The 23244-nt window shown below is 62.7% G+C and carries 24 protein-coding genes; 15 read left to right on the plus strand and 9 right to left on the minus strand.

What is annotated here, in order from left to right:
* Positions 1-2: 2 nt before the first annotated feature.
* Together HY921_05150 and HY921_05155 are read right to left on the minus strand one after the other, a co-directional pair.
* On the minus strand, positions 3-1589 hold the full coding sequence (locus tag HY921_05150; protein MBI5630251.1) for an insulinase family protein: 1587 nt from the start codon (positions 1587-1589) through the stop codon (positions 3-5).
* 4 nt (positions 1590-1593) lie between these two features.
* Complete coding sequence (locus HY921_05155) at positions 1594-2982, minus strand: insulinase family protein (GenBank protein MBI5630252.1); 1389 nt, start codon at positions 2980-2982, stop codon at positions 1594-1596.
* A 44-nt stretch (positions 2983-3026) separates the two neighbouring features.
* On the opposite strand from HY921_05155, the gene HY921_05160 reads away from it, so the two are divergent.
* The 6 genes from HY921_05160 (at position 3027) to HY921_05185 (ending at position 7130) form a co-directional block, all read left to right on the plus strand.
* Positions 3027-3476: a hypothetical protein gene (locus tag HY921_05160; GenBank protein MBI5630253.1), complete on the plus strand. Its 450-nt coding sequence runs from the start codon at positions 3027-3029 to the stop codon at positions 3474-3476.
* On the plus strand, positions 3473-4387 hold the full coding sequence (locus HY921_05165) for an aspartate kinase (protein MBI5630254.1): 915 nt from the start codon (positions 3473-3475) through the stop codon (positions 4385-4387). Before HY921_05160 ends, HY921_05165 begins: the two co-directional genes overlap by 4 nt.
* On the plus strand, positions 4384-5169 hold the full coding sequence (locus HY921_05170) for a cyclase family protein (GenBank protein MBI5630255.1): 786 nt from the start codon (positions 4384-4386) through the stop codon (positions 5167-5169). The genes HY921_05165 and HY921_05170 overlap by 4 nt, the downstream gene beginning before the upstream one ends.
* A gap of 3 nt (positions 5170-5172) precedes the next feature.
* Entirely contained in the window at positions 5173-6318 is a 1146-nt protein-coding gene (locus HY921_05175; protein ID MBI5630256.1) for an HRDC domain-containing protein, read from the plus strand.
* A gap of 141 nt (positions 6319-6459) precedes the next feature.
* Complete coding sequence (locus HY921_05180) at positions 6460-6711, plus strand: type II toxin-antitoxin system Phd/YefM family antitoxin (GenBank protein ID MBI5630257.1); 252 nt, start codon at positions 6460-6462, stop codon at positions 6709-6711.
* Positions 6708-7130 carry a type II toxin-antitoxin system VapC family toxin gene (locus HY921_05185; GenBank protein MBI5630258.1) on the plus strand — a complete coding sequence of 141 codons (423 nt, stop codon included), beginning with the start codon at positions 6708-6710 and terminating at the stop codon, positions 7128-7130. Before HY921_05180 ends, HY921_05185 begins: the two co-directional genes overlap by 4 nt.
* On the opposite strand, the gene HY921_05190 is transcribed toward HY921_05185, so the two are convergent.
* The 3 genes from HY921_05190 to HY921_05200 all read right to left on the minus strand — a co-directional run bounded on the left by HY921_05190 (position 7127) and on the right by HY921_05200 (position 10765).
* Positions 7127-9163, minus strand: coding sequence for a hypothetical protein (locus HY921_05190; protein MBI5630259.1), 2037 nt, complete (start codon positions 9161-9163; stop codon positions 7127-7129). The genes HY921_05185 and HY921_05190 overlap by 4 nt on opposite strands.
* 70 nt (positions 9164-9233) lie before the next feature.
* Entirely contained in the window at positions 9234-9770 is a 537-nt protein-coding gene (locus tag HY921_05195; protein ID MBI5630260.1) for a type 1 glutamine amidotransferase, read from the minus strand.
* Positions 9767-10765 (minus strand): D-glycerate dehydrogenase, encoded by a 999-nt coding sequence (locus HY921_05200; protein MBI5630261.1) that lies wholly within the window; start codon positions 10763-10765, stop codon positions 9767-9769. The genes HY921_05195 and HY921_05200 overlap by 4 nt, the downstream gene beginning before the upstream one ends.
* A 77-nt stretch (positions 10766-10842) precedes the next feature.
* Here HY921_05200 and HY921_05205 point away from each other — a divergent pair, with 77 nt between their 5' ends.
* Entirely contained in the window at positions 10843-11709 is an 867-nt protein-coding gene (locus HY921_05205) for a hypothetical protein (GenBank protein MBI5630262.1), read from the plus strand.
* Positions 11710-11740: 31 nt separating this feature from the next.
* Here HY921_05205 and HY921_05210 read toward each other — a convergent pair whose 3' ends face one another.
* Entirely contained in the window at positions 11741-12631 is an 891-nt protein-coding gene (locus HY921_05210) for a DUF5009 domain-containing protein (GenBank protein MBI5630263.1), read from the minus strand.
* Here HY921_05210 and HY921_05215 point away from each other — a divergent pair.
* Positions 12630-12800 (plus strand): type II toxin-antitoxin system RelE/ParE family toxin, encoded by a 171-nt coding sequence (locus HY921_05215; GenBank protein MBI5630264.1) that lies wholly within the window; start codon positions 12630-12632, stop codon positions 12798-12800. The two genes, HY921_05210 and HY921_05215, sit on opposite strands and share 2 nt — an antisense overlap.
* Positions 12801-12879: 79 nt before the next feature.
* Positions 12880-13902, plus strand: coding sequence for a tRNA dihydrouridine synthase DusB (gene dusB / locus HY921_05220; GenBank protein ID MBI5630265.1), 1023 nt, complete (start codon positions 12880-12882; stop codon positions 13900-13902).
* Between the two features lie 5 nt (positions 13903-13907).
* On the opposite strand, the gene HY921_05225 is transcribed toward dusB, so the two are convergent.
* The gene (locus HY921_05225; GenBank protein MBI5630266.1) at positions 13908-14600 is read right to left on the minus strand and encodes a glycosyltransferase; all 693 of its coding nucleotides are present in this window, start codon (positions 14598-14600) and stop codon (positions 13908-13910) included.
* Entirely contained in the window at positions 14597-15754 is a 1158-nt protein-coding gene (locus HY921_05230; GenBank protein ID MBI5630267.1) for a DUF1015 domain-containing protein, read from the minus strand. The genes HY921_05225 and HY921_05230 overlap by 4 nt, the downstream gene beginning before the upstream one ends.
* Before the next feature lie 65 nt (positions 15755-15819).
* On the opposite strand from HY921_05230, the gene yqeK reads away from it, so the two are divergent.
* The 6 genes from yqeK to HY921_05260 are packed head-to-tail and all read left to right on the plus strand — an operon-like array spanning position 15820 to position 21752.
* Positions 15820-16956, plus strand: a complete 1137-nt coding sequence (yqeK, locus tag HY921_05235; GenBank protein MBI5630268.1) for a bis(5'-nucleosyl)-tetraphosphatase (symmetrical) YqeK — start codon at positions 15820-15822, stop codon at positions 16954-16956.
* Entirely contained in the window at positions 16935-17792 is an 858-nt protein-coding gene (locus HY921_05240; protein ID MBI5630269.1) for a LytR C-terminal domain-containing protein, read from the plus strand. Before yqeK ends, HY921_05240 begins: the two co-directional genes overlap by 22 nt.
* Positions 17783-18868 (plus strand): type IV pilus twitching motility protein PilT, encoded by a 1086-nt coding sequence (locus HY921_05245; GenBank protein ID MBI5630270.1) that lies wholly within the window; start codon positions 17783-17785, stop codon positions 18866-18868. The genes HY921_05240 and HY921_05245 overlap by 10 nt, the downstream gene beginning before the upstream one ends.
* Position 18869: 1 nt before the next feature.
* The gene (locus HY921_05250; protein ID MBI5630271.1) at positions 18870-19784 is read left to right on the plus strand and encodes a cyclic nucleotide-binding domain-containing protein; all 915 of its coding nucleotides are present in this window, start codon (positions 18870-18872) and stop codon (positions 19782-19784) included.
* Positions 19768-20118 (plus strand): ribosome silencing factor, encoded by a 351-nt coding sequence (rsfS, locus tag HY921_05255; protein ID MBI5630272.1) that lies wholly within the window; start codon positions 19768-19770, stop codon positions 20116-20118. The genes HY921_05250 and rsfS overlap by 17 nt, the downstream gene beginning before the upstream one ends.
* On the plus strand, positions 20115-21752 hold the full coding sequence (locus HY921_05260) for an arginine--tRNA ligase (protein MBI5630273.1): 1638 nt from the start codon (positions 20115-20117) through the stop codon (positions 21750-21752). Before rsfS ends, HY921_05260 begins: the two co-directional genes overlap by 4 nt.
* Positions 21753-21765: 13 nt before the next feature.
* Here the strand turns inward: HY921_05260 and HY921_05265 are convergent, their stop codons facing one another.
* A complete protein-coding gene (locus HY921_05265; protein MBI5630274.1) occupies positions 21766-23142 on the minus strand; it encodes a hypothetical protein in 1377 nt (458 codons plus the stop codon).
* Between the last annotated feature and the right edge of the window lie 102 nt (positions 23143-23244).

Below are 23244 nucleotides of genomic sequence, written 5' to 3' on the forward strand. Positions count from 1 at the left end.
ACCTACCGCGGCAAGTCTGAGATCTCGAACATCTTCTCGGCGGGTACCACGCGCGCCCGGTCGCGGGATATCCCCAAGGAATAGTCAGCCCACAGGGCGTCGCGGCGCAGGATGTCGAGCTTGGGTTCGGGGACGAGGTATAGCTTGCGCCCGTCCTCTTCCTTGACGTCTATCTGGTAGTCGGCGGGGGTCTTTCCCCAGACCGGCGCGTCGGAGACGATTTGCTCGATGATCTTGGGGGCCTGGGCCGAATGGGTGACGATCAGGTACTTGAGGTCCCGGGCCTGCAGGTACTTCTTGATGGCGGCGTTGACCTCCGAGCACTTCACGGCCTCGATGCGCGAGAGATACCCGGGCAGATAACCGGGGGACATGCCGTAAAATTCGTCGTCCAGGCGGCTGGCGAGCATCCGATCCGCGGTCTCTGCCAGGCTCAGGTAGAGCACCTTGGCCTTGTTCTTGGCCAGCGCGCATTCCTCCTCGCTCATGCCCCGGCGGATGAAATTCTCGAGCTCCCATGTGATCGCCCTCAGGATATGCCCCGCGTAGGCGTGGCCCACGGGTCTGACCCAAACGCTGAAGCACTGGGAACGGCGCGGGGTGTTGAAGGGCGGAAAAAGGTTGGCGGGCCGGCCCTCGAAATGCTCGATGTAGGAGTAGTCCCCGTAATTGTAGCCGCGCTCCTCGCGCACCACCTGGTAGAGGTGCGAGAAACTGTCGCGATGGGTCCCGAACCAGACGTTGCCCACGTAAAGGGGCCAGAAGTCCTCGTCCTTGCGCGTGAGCGGCAGGGGAAAACCGGCGTGGATGCCGGTCGAGATGGCGTTGGGCAGGCCCACGACCAGGACCTGACGCCCGGAAACCGGTGCGGGGACGGCCGCGGGCTCCGCCGGAAAGGGGCCGGCCTCGGCCTCGCCCATGCCCACGGCGATTTTCTCGAGCCGCGCCTTCAAGCCCGAGTCCTGTATGCTCAAGCCGATGACCACGTTCTCGGGCCGGTAATAGGTCCGGTAAAAGCGCATGAGGCCGTAGCGGTCCACGGTCTTGAGCCCCGCCTCGGTCCCCATGTCGGGGTGGGCGTAAGGAGTGCCCTCGTAAATGTAGTTGTCCAAGGCCACGAGCCCGAGATTCTCGATCTGCTGGAAGCGCAGGTCGGAACGCAGGCTTTGGAGGAACTCCTGTCGCACCCGGTCGAGCTCCTTGGCGTCGAAAAGGGGCTTGGTCATGAGAGGGGCCAGGACTTGGTCCAAGTATTGGCTCAAAGCCTCGCGAGGAATGGTGAAGGAGAACACCGTCGTTTCCTTGGACACGGAAACCGTGGGATAGGCCCCCGAGCCCCAAGGCCGGGTGATCTCCGCCAGTCTCTCCTTGGTGAGGGGGCGGGCGGGGTCCCCGGAGTTTCCCTGGATGGCCAAGAATCCCGTGAGCGCTGCCGCTCCCTCCAGTCCCTTGGGATCCTGGGCCGAACCGGCCTTCACCATGATCTTAATCTTGACCAGAGGGGAGGGCGAGTCGAGAGCCACGGTGGAAACGGCTCCCGAACGGGAAACGGCTCCGCTGAGGAAAAGGCAAAGAATCAGATTTTTCATGGGACTATTTCCCCTTCTCATACGCCAAGGTCAGGATCGCCCGGTTCTCCGGGATAAACCACGCCTGCGCGAACTTGTCTATGTCCTCGGGCTTCAAGGCCTCCACCGAGTCCAAGAGCTGATCCAGGGCCGAGGGGCTGCGGTTGAAGCGGTAATACCAGGAGAAGGCGCCGGCGATGTTCCCCGGGCTCGAGAGCACGGCGAGGAAATCGTAGCGGTACTTGTTCTTGAGATTTTTCAAGAGCTCCTTGGCCTTGGGGTCCTTGGAAAAGCCCTTGAGGGCGTCGAGCTCGGAGACGATCTCCTGGGCGACCTCGCTGAAATAGGCCTTTCCTTTTTGGGCGTGCTTCTCCTTATATAGCTCGGCGCTCACCACTAGGGCGCGTGGGTCGAAGCTCTCGAAACCGCGGGTCCCCTCCTCGAAGCCCAGCGAGCTCGCCAATTGCTTCTCGTAGCGCAGCCTCTTATAAAGGGGTGCCGCTGGAGAGACGAGAAGCTCGCTCAAGAGCTCGGCCGCGGCCGCGTTTTTGGAGCCCAGCTCGAAGGCGGGCATGCGGTAGGCAACCCAGACCAGGGGTGCCACGTCCGCGTCCCAGGCGACATGTTCGCGCAGTTCCTCTTTCTGGGAACCGCGCGCCTGTTTGACGGTCGGGATGGGCTGAGGCTTCCACTCCTTGTAATAAGGCTCGACCGCTTTGAAAATCTCCCCGGCCTTCACGTCCCCGGCCACGATCAGGGCGCAGTTATTGGGGCGGTAATAAGTCCCGTAGAACTTCTTGGCCGCCTCGAAATGGTTGGGCATGTCCGCGACGTCTTCGTAGTAGCCCATGGTCGTGTGGCCGTACGGATGGTTCGGAAACATCAACGCCGCGAGCCTCTCGGACATCTTCTCGGAGGGAAAGGAGGCCAGCCGCCGGTATTCCCCAAGCACGGCCCCGGATTCGGTCTTGAAGGTCTTCTCCGAGAAATCGAGGGCCGTGAAGCGGGATGACTCGAGCTCCGCCAAGCCGGGAAGTCCGGCCTTGCCCCGGCGCTCCAGGTTGCGGGTGAAGGTCAAGGGGTGGTAATAGGTGACGTCGAACCAGGTCCATGCGTTGTTGTCGGTGCCGAGCTTGCCCATGCGGTCGTCGTAGCCGCCCTCCTCTGCCGCGTAGCGGTGCCGGAACAGAATGTGCTCGAAAAGGTGGGCCAAGCCCGTCTTGCCCTTTTCCTCCTCGCGGCCCGAGCCGGCCATGACCATGGTGTTGTAACTGAGGACGTCCTTGAACTCCGGGGTCTCGATGACGACCACGTCCAGCCCGTTGGGCAAGGTCTTCTTATGGACCGGGTAGGGGAACACCCCGGCCGAAGCCAGGCAGGCCAAGAACAGGAAGAGGGTTGCCGATAATTTCATTGCGCTATTATAGAAATTTCACTTGCTAGTTGCTAAGATGACGTATGCGCATTCCCTGGGCGAGGGTCTTGTTTTTGGCTCCCGCTCTCCTTCTGGCCGGCTGCCGGCACATCAGTTTCCAGCAGAAGGTGGGCACGGACGCGTACATCCTCGAGGAGGAGGTCAAGGCCTTCTTCAACGAGGTCAAGACGGCCTTCGCGGGAGGAAACGCCCAGGCCCTCGCCTCACTGTTTTCATCCTCCATCACCCATCCCATGACTCAAGCCCAAATCCTGTCCTGGGGCCAGAAATTCTTCGCGGAGAACAAAAGCGCGCGCTTCGTCGTGGAGAAACTCTCCTTGGACTCCCTGGGCCCCTTGCAGGCCACCGTCACCATGGCCTACCGCGTGGAGACTCTTGACGGGAAGGGGAACTTCGGCGGCGTGGAGCGGGATTCCCTGGTCAAGAAAGGGGGGCGCTGGTATATTTCCGCTTGGGATAAGACCGGCGATTGACCCACATGCGCGTCACCGTCATGAAATTCGGCGGCACCTCGGTGGCCGACCCGGAGAAGATCCTGCGCGCCGCGGACAGGGTCGTGGCGGCCCGCCGCAAGGGGCTGGCCGTCGCGGTGGTGGTCTCCGCCCCGGGCGAGATGACCGATGAACTCTTGGCCCTGGCCAGACGGGTCTCGCCTCGGCCCGAGCCTCGCGAGCTCGACCAGCTCCTGGCCACGGGAGAGCAGGTGAGCATCGCGCTTTTGGCCATGGCCTTCCGGGCCCGCAAGGTCCCGGCCCTGTCGCTCACGGGCCCCCAGGCCGGGATCGAGGCGCGGGGGCCGCATACCTCGGCCGAGATCTCGCGCATCCGCCCCGCCAAGGTCTTGAAAGAGCTCTCCCGGGGCCGCGTGGCGGTCATAGCCGGCTTCCAGGGGCGCGATCCCCAAGGGGACGTGGCGACCTTGGGCCGCGGCGGGTCGGATCTCACGGCCGTGGCCGTGGCCGCAGCCCTCAAGGCCGAGTCCTGCGAGATCTTCACGGACGTGAAGGGAGTCTACACCGCCGACCCCCGCTTGGTCCCCCAGGCCCGCAAGCTCTCCCAAATAAGCTTCGAGGACATGCTCGCTCTAGCCAAGGCCGGAGCCCAGGTCATGCAGGCGCGCTCCCTTCAGGTGGCGCGGCGCCACAATCTCCCTTTGCACATCCGCTCCGCCTTCCACCCCCAGCCGGGCACCTGGGTTTTGCCCCGCCAGTCCCTAAAGCGCCCCGCCGGCAAGGTCACAGCCTTGGCCCTGGAAAAAAACGGCCGGCGGGCCCGGATCGCGTTGGTGGGGCGCGGGCTCAGCCGCCACGTCCATGTCCCCGCGGAGAACGCCGAGGCGGAGCTTCGCTCCCTGCACAGGGCCTATTTGGGGAGCCCGGGATGACGCCGGCTTTCCTCGTTTTCCTGGCCGGCCTTGGGCTGGCCGCCCCCTCCCCGGCCCCTTGGCCCCGGGGTCCGGTCCTGGATCTGACCTATCCCTTGGATGACAAAACCCCGGCATGGCCGACCGAGGCCGGGTTTTCCCTCAAAAAACTCCACGCGAGCCTCGCCCCTGGGGGCTACTATTACGCAGCCAATTCCTTCTCCATGCCGGAGCACCTGGGCACGCACCTGGACGCTCCCCGGCATTTCCGCGCCGACGGCCGTTCGGTGGACGCGGTCCATTTGGAAGGCTTGCTCGGCCCCGGCGTGGTCCTGGACGTTTCCGAGGCCTGCCGCAGGAACCGCGATTATCAGATACGCCGCGAGGATTTCCTGCTCTGGGAGAAGAAAAACGGCCGGATCCCCGCGGGAGCCCTGGTGTTCCTGCGCACGGGCTTCGGCCGCAACTGGCGGGAGCGGAGACTGTATCTCGGCACCGCGGCCCTGGGGGAGAAGGCCCTCTCCCAGCTCCATTTCCCGGGGCTCGGCGCCGACGCGGCCAGGTGGCTGGCGGAAAGCCGCAGGATCGGAGCCGTGGCCATAGACACGGCCAGCATAGACCACGGCCCCTCTCGGAATTTCAAGACCCACCAGGTCCTGGCCGAGAAGAACATCCCAGTCATCGAGAACGCGGCGCGCCTCGAGGACTTGCCGGCTAAGAAATTCACCGCGATAGCGCTTCCCCTCAAAATCAAGGGAGGGACGGGCAGCCCCATCCGCCTGATCGCGGTCCTGGATAAATAACAGATGAGCCAACACCATTCCATTCCCGAGCCGGTCATCGTCACGGCCCGCGAGCACCTCGAGGAGCTCGGAGCCGAGCTGCGGGAAACCCGCCAGCTCGCCCTCGACATCGAATCCAATGGGTTCTACGCCTACCGGGAGAAGGTCTGCCTTCTGCAGATGTCCACGCCCTCCTCGGATTACATCGTGGACCCCGTCGCCATCAAGGATCTCTCACGCCTGGCCCCCCTCATGGCCGACCCCGCCATAGAGAAGATATTCCACGCGGGGGAATATGACGTCCTTTGTCTTAAGCGCGACTACGGCTTCACCTTCGCCAACGTCTTCGACACCATGATCGCGGTGCGCCTGCTCGGGATCAAGGAGATTGGTCTCGCCGCGACCATAGAGAAGTACTTCGGAATCAAGCTTTCCAAGAAGCTCCAGCGCTCGGATTGGGGGCGGCGGCCGCTTACCCCGGAGCAGCTGCGCTACGCCCAAATGGACACTCATTACCTCATCGCCTTGACCAGGCTCCTGAAGGCAGACCTCGATCAAAAGGGGCGCGGGGCGGACGCGGCGGAGGCTTTCGCGGAACTCGCGGCCCTCGAGCCGGAGGAAAAGGCCTTCGATCCCGAGGGATACTGGCGCCTGTCCGCGGGGCACAAGCTCGCCGGCGACCAGATGGGCGCCTTCAAGGCCCTCTACCTCCTACGCGAGGAGAAGGCTCAGTCGCGAAACCGCGCCCCCTTCCGCATTCTCCCCGAATCCCTGATGCTGCACCTGGCCCAAGGGCTTCCGGAGGACATGGATTCCTTGAAAAACGCCAAGGGAATGACTCCCTACCTTTTCCAAAGATACGGGCGCGAGCTTCTGGAAGCGATCGAGAAGGGGCGCCACGGCCCTCCCCCCACCGAGCCGCCGCGCCGGCGGGGTCCGAGCCGCAACAGCCAGGAGTGGAAGCTCTTCGAGGCCCTGCGCCTTTGGAGGAAGGAACAGGCCCTGCGCGAGGATGTCGAGCCAGTGGTGATCATTTCCTCGGAAACCCTGCGGCGCATCGCCCGCGCGGCCTGCGAGGAAGCCGACCCCCTCCAGTCCCTGAGTTCCCTCAAGCGCTCCCGCTACGGGGCGGCCCTGGAAGGGGTGCTGAAGAAGAAGGACTCCCTATGAAATGTCCCATTGGAGCCTGGACGAGATTAACGAAAAAGCCGTAGCGGCTCTGAAAGAAATTGCGGCAAACTAGCTCTTGACTTAAGCGTTTGGCCCTGTTATAATAAGTCTAGACAGTCTAGCTATATTGGAGGCGGACCTATGGACTCCGACTGGCAGCTTCAAAACGCCAAAAACCGCTTGAGCGAGCTCGTCGATCGGGCCCTGCGCCAGGGCCCCCAGACCATTACTCGGCACGGCAAGCCGGCGGCCGTCGTGCTTTCGTTCCAGGATTACCAGCGGATTAAAGGTGCTCAAAACAGCCTCTCCTCCTTCTTCTCGCGCTCGCCTCTGCGAAGCCAAACGCTGGACCTGGAGCGCGCCCGCGACCCCGGACGGGACCTGACGTTGTGAAATACCTGCTGGACACGAGCGTCATCTCGGAGCTCGTAAGGCCCAAGCCTGAAGCCGGGGTCGTGCGCTGGCTCGATGAGAGAGATGAGGAGAGCCTATTCCTGAGCGTTCTCACGCTTGGAGAGCTCCACAAAGGCGTGGTCCGCTTGCCAACGGGACCTCGCAAGAACAAGCTGCAGTATTGGATTGACGAGGATTTGTCGCGGCGCTTCTACGGGAAAATTCTGGACATTACCGTGGAGGTCGCCGCCGAGTGGGGCCACCTCCAGGCTCACGGCCTCAACCGCGGAGAGCCTATTCCCGTCGTAGACAGCCTCATCGCGGCCACGGCCATCGTCAATCACCTCACCGTGGCTACGCGCAATACCAAGGATCTCGAGCGCTGCGGCGCGCCCGTTTACAATCCTTGGCCCGCCTAACGCCTTAGGCCCTTTAACCGCCTCGCGGCGGCCAAGGCTCCCTGGAAATCCTCTCCCCCCGGCCCGGCCGCGGCCCGCTCGAGGCGGGCGATGGCCGCGGCGTAGGCGTGCCGGCTCATATCCGCGGCGAGCCAATGCTCGAGCCTGGCCCGGGAGGGCGCTAAGCGGTGGGCCTTCTCGAAGGCGAGGCTCGACCGCTCGAGGGAGCCCTTGACGAAAAAACCGAGCCCCGCCCGGTCCCAATCCTCGGCCTTCCCGCCGGGTGTTGGCACGCGGGCCTTTTTTTGCCGCAGGGCGGCAAGCCCGCGCTCGGCCCGAGCCCTGTAAACCCATGCTCCGGGCGGACGACCTTCCTGAAAATACCAGGAGTACCAGAGCGCCGCCTTGCCATCGTCACCCCGCTCGGACAAGACATCGGCGTAGTAAAAAGGGGCGTGGACGTTTGCCGGGTCATGGGACACCGCCCATGCGAATTCCTCTTCGGCTTTACGGTCCTGGAAGGACAGGTAATAGGCCATGCCCAGCATGTTCCGGATCCTCGCGTTGGCGGCGTTGGCGGACTTGGCCTTCTCCAGCATCACGATAGCCCGGGGAAATTCCCCACGCGAGAGGGCCTGGTGGGCCGCGCCCAAAGGCGAGGCCGGGTCCAGAACGCTTTCGTAGAGCCTCAGGCGGCCAAGGGCCGGGCCGGCTTTAAGGCCGGACACATAGTTCCAGATTCCCGTCCTCTCCAGGGCTTGGCGGGCCTGGGGCTCGTCTTGAGCCAGGACGAAATAACGGCCGCGGGCAAGATACGGGTAATCGGCGTGAGGCATCAGCTGCCAATAAGGCTCGAGATTAGCCTTGAAGCCGTAATAATCCCAGTTCACCTCTCCCGCCAGCCCCGGCTCGTCGCCGCGGTCGGAATAGATCGCGCAAAAATCGTCCGTGTCCGCGGCCTTGGAAAGAACCTCTTGAAGAGCCCGGCCAGGGTCCAGGCCCCTGTTCCAGCTCAAGAATCGCCGCATCTGGGGCAAAGCCGCCAGCGCCGTTAGGAGACAGGCCACAGTCCAGGCCCTGCCCCGGCACGCCCGCTCCGCCGCCAAGGCGTAGGCCAGGGCCCAGAACGGGAGCGTGCTCATGTACACCCGAGCCGGAGGCGCGGTGCCTTGAAGGGTGAAAACGGCCGTGGGCAAGCCCAAGTAAAGAAGGATGAGAAAACCGACCATCCTCCTTGAAGGAACAAGCAGTGAGAACGCCAGGCCGGCAGCCGCGCCAAGGCCCAGGATCAAGGGAAAGAGTCGGCCATAGCCCAAGACATGGAAATATTCCCCTAGCCTCGGCCCCATCCCGGCCCAGGCCCCGACATGGGCCAACTGCGTGCGGGAAGATTGGAGGAGCTGGGCCCTCACCGGCCAATAACTCAGGCCGGCCAGGAAGAATCCTCCCAGAACCGCGGCCGTTAACATTCTCCTCTCCCGGCCTCGGCCCGCGGCCAAGCCCCACCCGAGCAAGGCCAGGCTGTACACGGCGTTGGTGGGCATCAAATAGTGAGCCGCCCATGTCCCGGCGGCGAGGAGGAGGAGTTCCGTTCTGCTCCCGTACCGCAGGAAGCGCAGGACTAGCCAAAGATTGAATAGGTTGAGGTACAAGGAAAGGCTGTAGCCCCTCAGCATGTGGCTGTAGAGGAGTGGCCAAAAAGAAATGCTTAGGACGACGGTCGAAAGAAAAGCCGCGGCGGGCCCCGCGAGTTCTCCGGCGAGCGAGGCCATGAGAAAGAGGGAAAGCCCAGCCCCCAGGATGGAGGGCAGTTGGAGGACGCGGATATCGGCCGGCCCCAGGGCGTGCAGGATCAAGGAGAGGAGCACGTGGTTGTTGGCGAAATCGTAGGTGGCGGCGATGTCTAAGGGGGAGAGGGGCGCGTAATGGCGCAAGGTATAGGCCTCATCAAAGGTGAGCGGAGCCCCCCAATGCCAGAAGCGCAGGGCCGAGCCCAGGACCGCGGCCGCCCAGATCGGCCAAAGGCGCTTAGCGCTGGAAATAGTGGCTTGCATTCCCTTGATTTTGGCATTTTGGAAATGGGACTGCTCGGCCCGAAAATCTTCCCGGTGTTCGCGAAGGGGCTTAATCTGCGGGCGGCCGCGGCGAAGGCGCCGAAAGGCGATTGACGATCGCCGCGCAGAAGGCGGGAATGTCCTCCGGCTTGCGGGACGTCACGAGGTTTTCGTCCACCACCACCTCTCGGTCCACATACTCGGCCCCGGCGTTTTTGACGTCGTCGGCGATGGCGTAAAAGCAGGTGACTTTCTTCCCCTTCAAGATCCCGGCCGAGCAGAGGACCCAAGCCCCGTGGCAAATGGAGGCCACGAGCTTGCCCGCTCTGAACATGTCGGCCACGAGCCGGGCTGGCTCGGGGTAGCGGCGCATGAAGTCCGGAGCGAAGCCCCCGGGGATGATCACGGCGTCGAGGCTTTCTGCCCGGACCTGACCGTAAGACAGCTCGGCCTGGGCCGGGTAGCCGTATTTGCCCTTGTAGACCTTGCCCGCCTCCTGGCCGACGAAGACGGCCTCCACCCCGGCCTCCTTCAGGCGAAAGTAAGGGACCCAAACCTCGAGTTCCTGGTACTGTTCCTCGAGCAGGACGGCGGCGCGCTTTTTCATGAGGCCGCGGCGCTTTTGTCCCAGGCCTGGGGATTGACCAGATAGGCCGGCTTTCGCCGCCGGGCCAGGACGTCCACCAGCCCCTCGGCCGCCATCATCCCCATGCGCGTGCGCGTCTCGTGAGAGGCGCTGGCGATATGGGGCACGATCACGGCGTTGGCAAGCTTATCGAGCCCGGGGGCCATTTTAGGCTCGTTCTCGTACACGTCCAAGGCAGCGCCCCGGATGCGGCCGGCCTTGAGCGCGCGCACCAAGGCCTTCTCATCCACGATGGGCCCGCGCGCGGCGTTGACGAGATAGGCCGAGCGCTTCATCAAGGCGAAGGCCTTGTCGTCGATCAAGTGGTGCGTGGTCTGGTCCAAGACCGTGTGCAACGTGACGAAATCGGACTCGCGCAGAAGCTCGTTAAGCTCCCGGAACTTCGCGCCGAACTCCTTTTCCACCTCGGGGAACAGGCGCTGGGTGTCGTAGTAAAGCACTGCCATCCCGAAGCCCATGGCGCGGCGCGCCACGGCCTGGCCGATGCGGCCAAAGCCCACGATCCCCAAGGTTTTCCCATGCACATCGGTGCCGAGGAGCATTAGGGGATCCCAGGCCTTGTATTTCCCCGCGCGCATGAAACGGTCCCCTTCGGCAACGCGTCGGGCCGCGGAGAGCAGAAGCGCCCAGGTGAAATCAGCCGTGGTCTCCGTCAGCACCCCCGGAGTGTTGGTGACCGCGATCCCGCGCTCCGTGCAGGCCTTTACGTCCACATGATCGAAGCCCACGGAGTAGGTGGAAACCGCCTTGAGCCTCGGGGCCCTCTCCAACAGCTCGGGGTTTATCTTCTCGGTAAGCAGGCACAAAATCCCGTCCTTGTCCTTGATTTTCGAGAGCAGCGCCTTGCGGGCGATAGAAGTGGGTTTATTGTGATGCTCGATCTCGAAATGCGGCGAGAGAAGCCTTAACGCTTCCTCAGGGATGCGGCGAGTGATCAGAATACTAGGGCGCGCCATAGCTAATTATAACTTCCGGGCTCTTGACAAATCAACGGGAACCGTTAAACTATGCCAATCCTGGAAGGAGCCATGACATGACAACAATGATTGCCTTCGTCTCGTTGCTCACTTGCGCATTTTCTCACGCGCCACAAGCCCGCGCTCAAACACGTCCCTATTACAACGAGGAACACAAGGCCTGGATTATCGCTTATCCGGATGATGTCCGTCAGGGCTATGTCGTAAGCACGAAGTGGTACTGGGGATATGCGGAAGATTACAATTTCCAGGAATTTGACCCACAGCCGCTTGGAATCAAGGAGAATGGGAATCGCCTCACTTTAGACTGCCCCGAAGACCATCATCTGACTTTTTCGATTGGATCGAAGCATCCTTCCAAAAAATGGAGGGACCAAGCCGCTAAAGCGCCGGCCGCCGGGGGCTGGGAACAGTATTACAAGGGTCTAAGAGGAGACGACAACAACCCCGAGTACCTCGGAGTTTTCCGATGGTCGGGACAGGGCCCAGCGCCAAATGGGCATGCTTACAGGGGGGATTTCGTGGTGGCACGGGCGAAAGGGCGAACGACAGATGGGGTAACGCGCATACAGACGATCGACGGGAACACCACGGTACACGCTTTTGATACGTCTTACGTTAAAAATCCAAAGATCACGGCGGATGGACTTAACTTGGCCTATTATGACTCCGGCTTGCAAAGGTATAGGTACATTACGATCTTCCATGAGAAGGGGACGTTCGGTAAAGTTAAGGTATTCGAGGGAGATGTAGATCCCAATCAACCGGGGCAGATCATCAATATGAAGCCGGCGGATTACAAGGCTCTTGATTCAAGGTTGGCCTTTGAAGCCGGACGCTATGACCCGATCAACAACGCTTTTGGGAAACGAAAAGTACAGCACAACCCTTGTGACGTTTTCACTTCGGGGAAGGAACCGTGATTAAAAATCCGAGCGCGCGATCCGTGTCGAGCTAGAAAATAAAGCAGAAGCCAAGATCATAGCGACAAGCTCTTTTCTTCCCCCAGTCCTTCACGTCGCACAGCCAGTAAAACGCCGCGAAAAGGGCGCAGGCTTCTCCGGCAGTCACCAAGGCGAAGCTCGCGGTGGCCTCGTCCTTGCTGATGCCCTGCCAGGGCCGAAGAAGCGAGCCCGACAGCCAAAGCCCTAGTCCCAAAAAGACCATGAAAGAAAACTTTGCGGCCGGAGAACGGCTTCTTTCCGGCACGAAATGACTGCCGACCAACACTCCGGCCATGGCGATGGCGGCCTGCGAGCCCAAGAGATCTCCCAGGGGCGTGCGCGCCAGGTAATAAACCAGCATGAGGATGAGCGCCCCAAATAAGACTTGAGTTTTTCCCTTTGCCGCGACATAAACCGCGGCGCAGACTCCATACGCCCAGCCGATAATGCCCAAAATCCCCAGTCCCAAGAGACGCGAGCCGCGTCCGGAGCCAGCGCGCCACAGCAGGATCACGCCCGCGTAGAAAAGAAACGTCCACAGAGGCTGGCTCATGCCCGAGGCCTGCTCCGAATAATTCTCCAGGCTCGCGGTGACGGCGCCTAGGAAAAGCAGGGAAAGAACGCGGATAGTGACTTTCCCCAGGATCGCGCTACGGGGTTCTTCTCTCTTTAAGCGCGGGCCCAAGGACAAGGGGATGGCCAGCCCCGACATGAAGAGGAAGGCCGGGAATACGAGGTCCACGGGAGTATAGGCGTCTCGCCCGGGCGGGGCGTGCTTGAGCCAGTAAGGGATCGCCTCCAGGCCCGCGCAGTAATTGACAAACACCATGGCCGCGATGACAAAACCTCTGAACAAATCCAAAGCGGCCAAACGCGGAGGCTTGCTATTGTCTTTTTTCATGATCGCCGCCCTTGCGGAATTTCCCGAACTCGGCGCGCCCATGGCCGGTCCTTTCGCGGGCTACCGGGCCTTCGTGGTGGACAACTATCGGGTGATATATCATCTTCACCCCGGCCCGGCCATAGAGATCGCCTATATCCGAGACTGCCGCCGAAAACCATTGGCCTAAGGAAATAGCAGGTAACTGACTTATACGGCAATTGCCTGTTATTTAAATTCCCAGTCTGCTTATCTTGGTAAAATATAACATGCCTTTAAAGCTCGGCCATTTGGAGCTGTCCTTGAGCATTATCCAGTCCCCCATGGCGGCCTGCACGGACCTGCCTTTCCGGCTCATCGCCCGGGAGAAGGGGCTGGGCTTCTCCTTCCTTGAGATGGTCTCGGCTCAGGCCCTGGTGCGGGAAAGTGAGAAGACTTTGCGCCTCCTTCAAAAAACCCCGGAGGACAGACCTCTCGGGGCCCAGCTTTTAGGCTGCGACCCAGACAACATGGCCGAGGCCGGGCGCATGATCGAGGGCCTGGGCTTCGACCTTCTCGACCTCAACCTCGGCTGTCCCGTTAAGAAAGTGGTCTCCAACGGCGAGGGCTCGGCCCTTCTTCGCGATCCTCGCAAGGCCGGGGCCGTGTTCTCGGCCGTGCGCAAGGCGGTCAAGAAAATCCCGGTCACCGTCAAGATGCGCAAGGGCTACCAGGACGAGAGCGGGGAAGAAGCCGTCATCCTCGCCAAGGTCGCCCAAGACTGCGGCCTCGACGCCGTGACCGTGCACGGCCGCACCCAGGCCCAAGGCTACTCCGGGAAGTCCGATTACGCGGCCATCGGCAAGGTCAAGGCCGCCGTCTCGATCCCGGTGATCGGCAACGGAGACGTGATCGCCCCCGAGGACGCCCGGCGCCTCAGGCAAACGAGCTCCTGCGACGGAATCATGATCGGCCGGGCTGGGCTCGGGAACCCCTGGATATACAAAAATCTCGATAAAGCCATGGCGGGAAATGCGGAGCCCGCCTACCTTCCCAGCGTAGAGGAGAGGTGCCGCACCGTGCTCAAGCACCTCGAGCTTGAGATCCTCCACCAGGGCGAGCGCCAAGCCGCGCTCAACATGCGCCGCATCGCGCTATGGTACACGGCGGGGCTGCCCAACGCCAAGGCCCTGCGCGTGGCCGTCTGCCGCACCATGGATGTGTCCGAGATCGGGCGCCTCATCGAGGACTTCTTCGCGGCTCTTCCGGCCGACGCCCCCCCGCCCCGCGCTCCGCTGCTTCTCGCGGAATAAACCTTCTACAGCCCGTTGTAGCTGCGCCAGAGGGACTCGGGCGAGGCCCCGAGCTTATAGCGCAGCTTGAGCCAGGCCTGGCTCGCCGCGGAATTGAGGGGACCCAGGCGGCGCAGGCGCCGGGCGGCCGGATGCAAACATTCCTTTAGAAGGACCATCTTGCCGTGCTTCTTCAGGCACTTGCAGAAGGCGTGGTCTTCCTGGAAAGCCAGCGGAGGGTACCCTCCGCTGGCGCGGTAAACCTCCGGGGTCAGGCACAGGCCGTGCTCGCTGGAGAAAAGCCCACGGGCCTCGGCCCAGGCGTTGGCGAGCTTCGCGGCCCAACGGAGCGTCCGGCGCGAGCCGTAATCCACTCGGAAGGCCGTGGCGGCCACCTTCCTCGGGTGTGGAGACAGCCAAAAATGCTCGAGGGCCTGCTGCCAATTCTCAGGAGGCTGGCTGTCGGCACGCAGGAAAAACAGGAGATCCCCGGTCGCGATTTTCGCGCCCGCGTCGAGCTGGAGTCCGCGATTGGGCTTTTCCTGGGACACCACCTGATCGGCCCAGGGAGCGGCGAGCTTGGCCGTGCCGTCATCGGAGCCCCCGTCCACCACGATGATCTCAAGCGCGCTTGAGGTCGAGACCTGCCTCAGCCTTTTCAGGGAGGAGGCGATCTGGACCCCTTCGTTGACCGCGGCGATGACGACCGAGAATTTCACAGGCTTTTGAAGACGAGCCCTGTCGCAATCTTCGGAAAGAAGTAGGTGGATTTGGGAGGCAGAAGCCCCACGGCCTTGACGGCCTTGCGGACTTGCGAGATCGGGGCTGGCTTCACGAAAATCGCCGTCTTGCCGCCATGGGCCAAGGCCTCGGCCTTCTCCGGATCCGGAGTATATTGAATTTGGTCCGGCGTGATCGCCCCCAAAATATTGCGCCCCAACCACTCCACGCAAAGCCCGCTTTTGCAGCCGCCGGCGCTCTTGGGCTTGGCTAAGTTAAAGCCCCTATCGGCGATCCCGAAGGCGTAGGGGCTGGGTGAGCGCGCCAGCTTCTTAAGCAGGACTTCCCGGGAGGGGCACGGAATCAACCGGCAGAGCTTGAGAGAACCCTCTGCCAGCGGCTCGGAGACCACGCGATGGGTGGGCAGCATGATGAGGCCCGCATCCTCCTCGGGGCAAAGATAGGCCAGCACCGTCGAGGCTGCGGCGGAGCGGGTCTCCTCGTAATAGGCGCGGCTCACCTCGTAGCGGTGATGACCGTCCGCGATGAGGATGTTTTTCGAGGCCAGAACTCCCTGCAGGGACTTCACCAGCGCGGGATCGTCAACGCGCCAGAGCCGATATTCCACCCCAGCCAAAACCCCTTGCGCGATGGGTTTCCCCTCCAGGGCGCGCTTCAAAACGCGGCGCGCGCTCCCGCTGGAGTCGGGGAAAATCCCAAAAATGGGGCTGATATTGGCGCGCACCGACCTCAGCAGGTTCAGGCGGTCGGTTTTGGGCTTTGAGAGGGTCCTCTCGTGGGGGATGACGAAGCGGGCGGCCTGAGGCGTAACACCGAGCGCCGCGAGAAATCCCATGCGGCGGTGGGCCCGGCCGTTCAAGGAGAAGCGCTCCTCACTGGCGTAAAAGGCCGGCTCCGGGTCCTGGATGAGAAGGCCGGACTCCTTCCACTTCGTCCACAGAACGGCGGCGCGGGCGTATTTCTCCGGCCCTTCCCCCTCGGGAAGCTCGAGGTGAATGGCGTTGCAAAGCTCTCCCCTTAAACGCGCGGCCTCCTCGGCCGGGATCACGTCGTAGGGAGGGCAAAGGGCCCGGGAAAGCCCCGTTCGCGCCGGATCGAAGCGTAGCCCCCTAAAAGGGCTGATTTCCGCCATGATTTATAGTCCCGCATTTAGCCCCACTTTGTCAAGGACGGCCGATAAAGCTAGAATCTGTAGCCATGAAAATCCTGGTCATAGGGGGGTCCTTCGACCCTCCCCACCGCGGGCATTTGGCCCTGCTCTTGGCCGCCGCCGGGAGGATAAAACCCGAGCGCATCCTTATCCTTCCCGCCTACCAGACCCCGCTCAAAAGCCATGCGCCGGGATCCTCGGCCGCCGAGCGCCTGGCCATGGTAAATCTCGGGCTCGTGGCACCCCTTCCCCGGCCTTGGAAAAATCGAGCCAGCGTCGAGCGCTTCGAGCTCTCCCGGCGACGGCTAGTCTACACTTTGGAAACCCTCCGGCACATCAGGAGAAAATACCCGGCCTCGGAAATCCATTTCGCGGTGGGCTCGGACTGCGCCGCCTCCTTTTATAAGTGGAAAAATCCAGAGAAACTCCAGGCGCTCTGCCAATGGTGGGCGGCTGAGAGGGCCGACCGGCCCGGCGCCATTCCTGATTTCTTCAACCGCATCAATGATCCCATGCCGGAGATTTCCTCGACAAGTCTGCGGAGCATGCTTTTCTTGGGAGAAATCCCCGGGGACGCCGTCGTCCCCGGAGTAATGGCGTTCATAGAAAAGAAAAAGCTGTACGGCCGCGGTCTCCTGGATTCCCTTAAAAAAAGCTTAAGCCCTGTTCGCTTAGCTCACTGTCTGGCCGTGGCCCGCCTGGCCGAGGCCTTGGCCGAGCGCTGGAAGCTCGACTGCGACCGAGCCCGCCTGGCCGGCCTTCTCCATGACTGCGGCCGCGCCGTGGCCGTGCCCAAGATGCCGGCCTACGCCCGCAAGCATGGACTCGAGGTTCCGGAGCTCGATCAGGCGATACGGTTTGCGCCCCTCATCCTCCATGCCTACATCAGCGAGCACCTGGCCCGGACCCGCTACGGCGTCCGGGATCCGGCAATCTTGAGCGCGATACGCAAGCACACCTTGGGCGACCTCTCGATGTCGGCCTTGGACAAGGTTCTCTACGCGGCCGACGCCGCCTCGGAGGATCGCCTCTACCCAGAGGCCGCGGAGCTGCGCCGCGCCGCCTTCGAGGACTTGGACAAGGGATTCCGGGAGTGCGTCCTGAACAAGCTCCGCCACGCCTTGAACGCATCGCATTGGCTGCACCCCCTCACCGTGGGCCTATGGAACAGCTTGCAAGAATAGAGCGCGGCCTGGCCCTGGCCCTCCTCCTTGCTTTAGGCGGGGTGGCCTGGCTCGAGAGCCGCTCGGAACTCGCCTCCTGCATCCGCGGCGGGTCGGCCTGGAGCTATTGGCTCTCCCTCGAGGGAGATGGAGCGGCGAAGATTTTTCTCGCCCTTTACCACCCGGCGCGGCGCACCCTTGATCTCGTGTATTTCCCCAAAGCCACGGCCGAGACGGCTCGGGCTTGGCTGGCATCCTCCGGACTCTCCCCGGCCGGACCCGTTCGCGTCGAGCGCTGGAAAGCCGGCCCCCCCGCCGGGCTCGAGCCGCCTCTCGAGGCCAAGGAGCGCTTCGCCCGGCAGAGCCGCGGGCTCGGATTCTTGAGGCATCTTGCGGGGCTGAGGCGCCAGGCAAGCGCCCTGCCCCTCCTTGACCGCCTTCTCCTGGCCATCGAGCTCGAGCGCCTTTCCCCGGATTCCCTGCGCGCCTCCTGGCTGCCCGACACCGAGTATGCGCGCGCCTTCCTGGGGCGGCTTTTGAGCGGTGCCGCCCCCCTCCCCGCCCCCGAGACCGTCACCGTGGAGATATTCAACGCCTCGGAGCGCAAGGGGTTGGCCTCGCAGGCGACAAAAGTTCTAAGATCAAAGGGGGCGGACGTCATCAGCGCCGCCAATTTCGACTCGCGCAGAGCCAAAACCATGATCTATGACCGGACGGGCAGAATCGAGAACGCCCAGGCGGCGCGCCGCTGGCTTGACTGCCCCGAGGCGGAAACCGTGACTCAAGCCGATCTCAAGAAATTGATAGACGTGACCGTCGTCCTGGCCGGAGACTGCGGGGGGGCCTCATGGAATTAGTGGACATACTCAAGGCGGCCGTGCAATCGGGAGCCAGCGACGTCCACATCGTCGTGGGCAAGCCCCCCATGATGCGCTTGAACGGCGAGATCGCGGAGATCCCGGGAGGGAGCCCGCTCGACGCGGACCAGGCCAAGCGCCTGGTCTACTCCATACTCTACGAGGAGCAGAGGGCGAAGTTCGAGGACCATTGGGAGCTCGACTGCTCCTTCTCGGTGCCAGGCCTCTCGCGCTTCCGCGTCAACGTCTTTCTGCAAAAGAACGGGGTCGAGGCGGTCATGCGCGTGATCTCCTCGAAGATCCCGACCCCGGACCAGCTCCGCCTTCCGCCTCCCGTCGTTGGCTTCGCGGACCTCCCGCGGGGCCTCATCCTCGTGACCGGGCCGACGGGCTCGGGCAAGAGCACGACCTTGGCCTGCCTCATGGAGCTCATCAACCAGAAAGTCACAGGCAACGTCCTCACCATCGAGGACCCGATCGAGTTCGTCTACGAGTCCAAGAAAAGCATTTTCCGCCAGCGCGAGGTGGGGCAGAACACCAAGTCCTTCAGCGCCGCCCTCAAGAGCGCGCTCCGGCAGGACCCCGACGTGATCCTGGTGGGGGAGATGCGGGACCTAGAGACCATTTCTCTGGCCATCACCGCGGCCGAAACCGGGCACCTCTGCTTCGGCACTTTGCACACCCAGGACTGCCCCTCCACCATAGACCGCATCGTGGACGTGTTCCCCCCCCACCAGCAGGCCCAAATCCGGGTCCAGCTCGCCATGGTCCTGCAGGGCGTGGTTTCGCAAATCCTCCTGCCGCGCAGGGACGGGCAGGGACGGGTGGCGGCCCGCGAGGTCATGGTCATGACCCCGGCCATCTCCAACCTCATCCGGGAGGGCAAGACCCACATGATCTACGGCGCCATAGACACCGGAGCCAAGCACGGCATGGTCCCCATGGACAAGTCCCTAGCCGACCTCGTGCGCCAGGGCCTGGTGGCTCCCGAGGAGGCCCTCATGCGGGCCCACAACGCGGACAGCTTCAAGATCCTCATCAGCATGGCCGCCAAGAGCTCGGCCAGCATGATGTAGCATGGCTTCCACCGCGGCGGAAAAGCTCAAGCTTCTCAAGTCCCTGCGCCTCTTCGACCGGGTCCCGGAGAGGCAGCTCGAGGCCTTGGCGGAGTTCTTGAAGCCCAAAACCCTCGGGGACGGCGAAGTGATCTTCGAGGAGGGGAGCGTCGGGACGAGCCTTTATTTCATCTCCCAAGGCTCGGTGAGAATCTCGAAAGAAACCTCGGGCGGGAGCTTCAAGGACCTGGCCTTCCTCCGGCTGGGGGATTCCTTCGGCGAGATGGCCCTTCTCGATGAGGTCAAGCGCTCGGCCAGGGCCTCGGCCGCCGGCCAAACCGTGATCCTAGAGCTCGACCGCGAGGAATTGCGGCGCTGGCTCAAGTCCCGGCCGGAACTCGCTGTGGATTTTTTTTCCCAGCTCGTCCAACTCCAGTCCCGGCGCCTGCGCACGACTTCGAGAGAGCTCGCACTCCTATTCGACCTTGCCAATCTTTTCTTGGAGCCCATCCCTTCCCAGACCGAACTGCTTCAGAAAGCCCTGGACCGCATACTCCCCCATCTCGAGAACCCGTGGTCGGCGATCGCTTGCCTCTACAACATATTCAACGAGGAGATGGAGCTGGCCGCCGCTTTCGGAAGCCTGGATCCGGCGGCGCTCGCGCCCAAGCTCCCTCCCCCCACGCACATGACCACCACCTGGATAGAGCCCAACTGCTGCTACTCGACCTTGCCCGGGCCCGAGCGCCCGCAGGGCTACCTCGTGCTGCGCTGCGACTCGCCCTTAAGCGACGACGAAAGAAGCGAAATCGGCCAAATTCTGGGCACCGCGGCCAAGCTCCTGGGCTCGGCCCTGGAGAACATCCGCTTCAGGGCCGAGGAGGCCATGAGGGCGCGCCTCGACAAGGCCTCGCAAAACTATGGCACGAGCATTTAAAAGCGTCGCCCTGGCCGCGGCCCGGGCCGCCCAGGACAAGAAGGGCGAGGCCGTAACACTTCTCCACGTTTCCCGCGAAAGCCCGATCACGGACTACATGCTCATCGTGACCGCCCTGTCACGCCCGCACCTGCAGGCGCTCGAGCAGGCGGTGGAAGAGGCCTTGGAAGCCCTGGGCGCGCCCTGCCTGCACCGGGCCAAGCCCCAAAGCGACCAGTGGCGGGTCCTCGACTTCGGCGGGCTCCTGGTCCATGTCATGAGCCAGGAAACGCGGGAGTACTACGCCCTGGAGAAGCTCTACCACGGCTCTCCCCAAGTAAAGCTCAAGCCATGATCCTATCCGCCTTGCGCGAGGGCCTTGCGCGAAGCGCCCGGGCCTGGGCCAAAACCGCGGGGCTCCCTCCGCCCGAGAGCTTCCCTCTTGCAGCGCCCCCGGCCCACGTGCGGGCGCATCTGAGCCTGCCCTGGGCCATGGCCTTGGGCAAGGTCGCGCGCAAGAACCCGCTCGAGCTCGCCAAGGCCCTGGCGCGGGCCTTCGAGGGCCTGGCGGAGATAGAAAAAGCCGAGGCCGTGCCTCCGGGATTCGTCAACCTCACTTTAAGGCCCGAGGCCCTGGCCGCCAATCTCAAGGCCCTCATCGCCGCTCCCGCGGCCTACGGCCGCGACGGAAACTTGGCCCAGCGCCGCATCCTCTTGGAATACGTCTCGGCCAATCCCACGGGGCCTCTCCACATGGCCTCGGGGCGGGGGGCCACCTTGGGCGACTGCTTGGTCCGGATATTGCGGCGGATCGGGCATGAGGTGCAGACCGAGTACTACGTCAACGACGCCGGAGGGCGCCTCGAGATGCTCGGCAAATCCCTCCACGCGCGCCGGCATGGAGCCGAGCCTCCCGAGGGCGGCTACCACGGCCAGTACATCGCGGATTTGGCCAAGTCCTTCCCACCTGAAGCGGATTCCTGGACCCCCGAACAGTTCCAGAGGCCTGGAGTCGAGGCCTTCCTCGCCGGCCACAAGGCGGACATTGAGGCCTTCGGCGCGAGCTTCGATCTCTGGCTTTTCGAGTCCGAGCTCCACGCCCAAGGGGCGCTCGAGGCGGCCATGAAGCGCTTAAAGGAGCGCGGCATGGTCTACGAGAAGGACGGGGCGGTGTGGCTCGGCACTGCCGCGGCCGAGGGCTCGGAGGATGACAAGGATCGGGTCCTCATCAAGGCCGGGGGCCAACCCACGTATTTCCTGGCCGACATCGCCTACCACGAGAATAAATACGCCCGGGGATTTTCCGAGGTCATAGACATATTCGGCGCCGACCACCACGGCTACGTCCCGCGCCTGCGGGCGGCGATGGCCGCCCTCGGCCACCCGCCGGAGTCCTTCCACGCCATCGTCCACCAGCTTATCCACCTCTATCGGGGCAAGGAGCAGGTCAAGATGTCGAAGAGGGCGGGAGAGTTCGTGCGCCTGCGCGAGGTGGTGGACGAGGTCGGAAAGGACGCCTGCCGCTTCTTCTTCGCCATGAGGACCCCCGAGGCGCACCTCAACTTTGACTTGGAGCTGGCCAAGAAGCAGAGTTCGGAGAACCCGGTCTATTACTGCCAGTATGTCCACGCGCGGATTTGCTCGATCTTTAGGGAAGCAAAAAAGCAGGGGCTCATCCAGTCGGCGGATGAAGTCACAGAGTCAAAAGGAGCACTTCTGGCCGCTTCTGAAGAAGCGGCCCTGCTGATGAAATTAGCCTGGTTTCCGGAAGTCTTGAAGACTTGCGAGGAGGTCTTATCCCCGCATCCCCTGGCCAATTACATCCTGGAATTAGCCGGGCTCTTCCATCCCTTCTACGAGAAATGCCGGGTGGCGGATGCGGCCGCACCCGAGCTCTCCAAGGACCGGCTTCTCCTTTGCGCGGGTGCCCGCGACGTCATCGCCCAGGGCCTGGGGCTTCTGGGAGTGTCGGCCCCGGAGCAGATGTAGCGGCAGAAACATCTTATCGGAGCAGAGAATTTCTCAGGAATAAGATTGCCGCATCGGCAATCCCAGCAATTCTTGATGACACCAGGCCGCATAGACAGCCCGAACCTATCGCCACTATTTGAGCTAAACTAAAAGGCCTCAAGAAAAAGATTCCCCACAACACGAGCATGAGAAATGCAATATAGGTCAGAACCATAAAAAATCCTAAGGCGGAAACTGCCGAACCAAAGACAACGATCTTAATCGGGCGCATCCACGGCCTCGGGATCGCGAGACGCCGTTGGCGCGCTGGAGTCGCGGCTTTGGCGGTCTTTGGCGCAGGAACATCTGTATCGAACGATTTCTCGCCTTCTCCGGCCATTCCATACTGGTCAAGAACCTCCCCGAGCTTCCTCGAATAGGAGCTCTTCTCCCCCGGATCCTTGGAATGCTTGGCAATGGCTCCCATAATTCCTGGCGCCGGCATCGTTAACTCCCGCGGGAAGACTTGGGCGGGCCGAAGCAACCGCTCCAAAAAATCGGAGAAGAGAGCCCTCTCCGCGACCGGGCTTAATTGCCTGCTTTTCACTACACTGTCGACAACGCCCAGCGTCAGCGCGGCCCGCTCCGGCTGCGGTCCTGTCCTCGAGAAATCCCAGGACGAAGCGACCAATCTCCGCATCACGGCAGCTTGGCCTTCATTGTCCTCCCCTTGCAGCTCCCTTCCCGTCAAATCCTGGAGGGCGGGGCTTCCGTGCCCTCGAACGGCCAACCACAGATCCTCATTCCGCGGTCCGCCTGCAGGCTCCTTGGCTTGAACGCTATTGACGGACGACCGGCCTGCGAAAGCCGTCCACGCATCGTAGAGCTTCCCCTTCACGACCATGGCCTGGTCCTTTCGCGCCTGCTCGGCCAAGGCCAGGCCCGGCGCGACCACGTCCCGAAACTCGTCCGTGCCCGCAAGCGGATCGAGGCCAAGAGCGTTGACCTTGCTCAGAACGTCCTCGGGAGAGAGCTCCCCGCGCGCCGTGGCCCTAGAAATCCTGTTGATCCTGGCGCTGATCATGCGCCTGATCCGGGGCGAGGCCCCTTGACAAGCCTGCTCGGCCAGACTGATCAGCAGCTTGAGGTTATTATGCTTATGCCGGCCCTCGGCGGCGGCCAGTCGAGCCGAATACTCCTCCAAACCCAGGGGTATATTGCGCCCGACAATTTTGCCTATCCCTCGAGAGAGAGAAGAATTCCGCTCAAGAGCCTGTAACGCCGGAATCGGGGCTCCGCCCAGTTGGGCGTTGAGCCGGGAGACATCCCTCAAAGTGGAATGCCATGATCTTCCGGCCCAAGCCCGGCCAGGAGCCAGGGCTGCGGCCAAGGCGAGCGAAACAAGCGCGATTCTGAAAATCGTTTTCATGAATTCTCCGTTATCAATAGTTCTGAAACTCCCTCAAGGCATCCTGCAGGTGCCGCTCCAAGCCGTCCATGTGCTGGAGGAACATCCGCGCGAAAATCGAAG

Source organism: Elusimicrobiota bacterium (assembly GCA_016218575.1).
Taxonomy (GTDB): Bacteria; Elusimicrobiota; Elusimicrobia; order UBA1565; family UBA9628; genus JACRDN01.

Coding starts and splice junctions, on each gene's coding strand:
- HY921_05175 (MBI5630256.1), top strand. CDS start 5,173: ATGAGCCAACACCATTCCATTCCCGAGCCGGTCATCGTCACGGCCCGC.
- HY921_05150 (MBI5630251.1), bottom strand. CDS start 1,589: ATGAAAAATCTGATTCTTTGCCTTTTCCTCAGCGGAGCCGTTTCCCGT.
- HY921_05245 (MBI5630270.1), top strand. CDS start 17,783: ATGGAATTAGTGGACATACTCAAGGCGGCCGTGCAATCGGGAGCCAGC.
- dusB (MBI5630265.1), top strand. CDS start 12,880: ATGCCTTTAAAGCTCGGCCATTTGGAGCTGTCCTTGAGCATTATCCAG.
- HY921_05170 (MBI5630255.1), top strand. CDS start 4,384: ATGACGCCGGCTTTCCTCGTTTTCCTGGCCGGCCTTGGGCTGGCCGCC.
- HY921_05190 (MBI5630259.1), bottom strand. CDS start 9,163: ATGCAAGCCACTATTTCCAGCGCTAAGCGCCTTTGGCCGATCTGGGCG.
- HY921_05230 (MBI5630267.1), bottom strand. CDS start 15,754: ATGGCGGAAATCAGCCCTTTTAGGGGGCTACGCTTCGATCCGGCGCGA.
- HY921_05240 (MBI5630269.1), top strand. CDS start 16,935: ATGGAACAGCTTGCAAGAATAGAGCGCGGCCTGGCCCTGGCCCTCCTC.
- HY921_05265 (MBI5630274.1), bottom strand. CDS start 23,142: ATGAAAACGATTTTCAGAATCGCGCTTGTTTCGCTCGCCTTGGCCGCA.
- HY921_05155 (MBI5630252.1), bottom strand. CDS start 2,982: ATGAAATTATCGGCAACCCTCTTCCTGTTCTTGGCCTGCCTGGCTTCG.
- HY921_05250 (MBI5630271.1), top strand. CDS start 18,870: ATGGCTTCCACCGCGGCGGAAAAGCTCAAGCTTCTCAAGTCCCTGCGC.
- HY921_05195 (MBI5630260.1), bottom strand. CDS start 9,770: ATGAAAAAGCGCGCCGCCGTCCTGCTCGAGGAACAGTACCAGGAACTC.
- HY921_05215 (MBI5630264.1), top strand. CDS start 12,630: ATGATCGCCGCCCTTGCGGAATTTCCCGAACTCGGCGCGCCCATGGCC.
- HY921_05160 (MBI5630253.1), top strand. CDS start 3,027: ATGCGCATTCCCTGGGCGAGGGTCTTGTTTTTGGCTCCCGCTCTCCTT.
- HY921_05205 (MBI5630262.1), top strand. CDS start 10,843: ATGACAACAATGATTGCCTTCGTCTCGTTGCTCACTTGCGCATTTTCT.
- HY921_05260 (MBI5630273.1), top strand. CDS start 20,115: ATGATCCTATCCGCCTTGCGCGAGGGCCTTGCGCGAAGCGCCCGGGCC.
- yqeK (MBI5630268.1), top strand. CDS start 15,820: ATGAAAATCCTGGTCATAGGGGGGTCCTTCGACCCTCCCCACCGCGGG.
- HY921_05210 (MBI5630263.1), bottom strand. CDS start 12,631: ATGAAAAAAGACAATAGCAAGCCTCCGCGTTTGGCCGCTTTGGATTTG.
- rsfS (MBI5630272.1), top strand. CDS start 19,768: ATGGCACGAGCATTTAAAAGCGTCGCCCTGGCCGCGGCCCGGGCCGCC.
- HY921_05200 (MBI5630261.1), bottom strand. CDS start 10,765: ATGGCGCGCCCTAGTATTCTGATCACTCGCCGCATCCCTGAGGAAGCG.
- HY921_05180 (MBI5630257.1), top strand. CDS start 6,460: ATGGACTCCGACTGGCAGCTTCAAAACGCCAAAAACCGCTTGAGCGAG.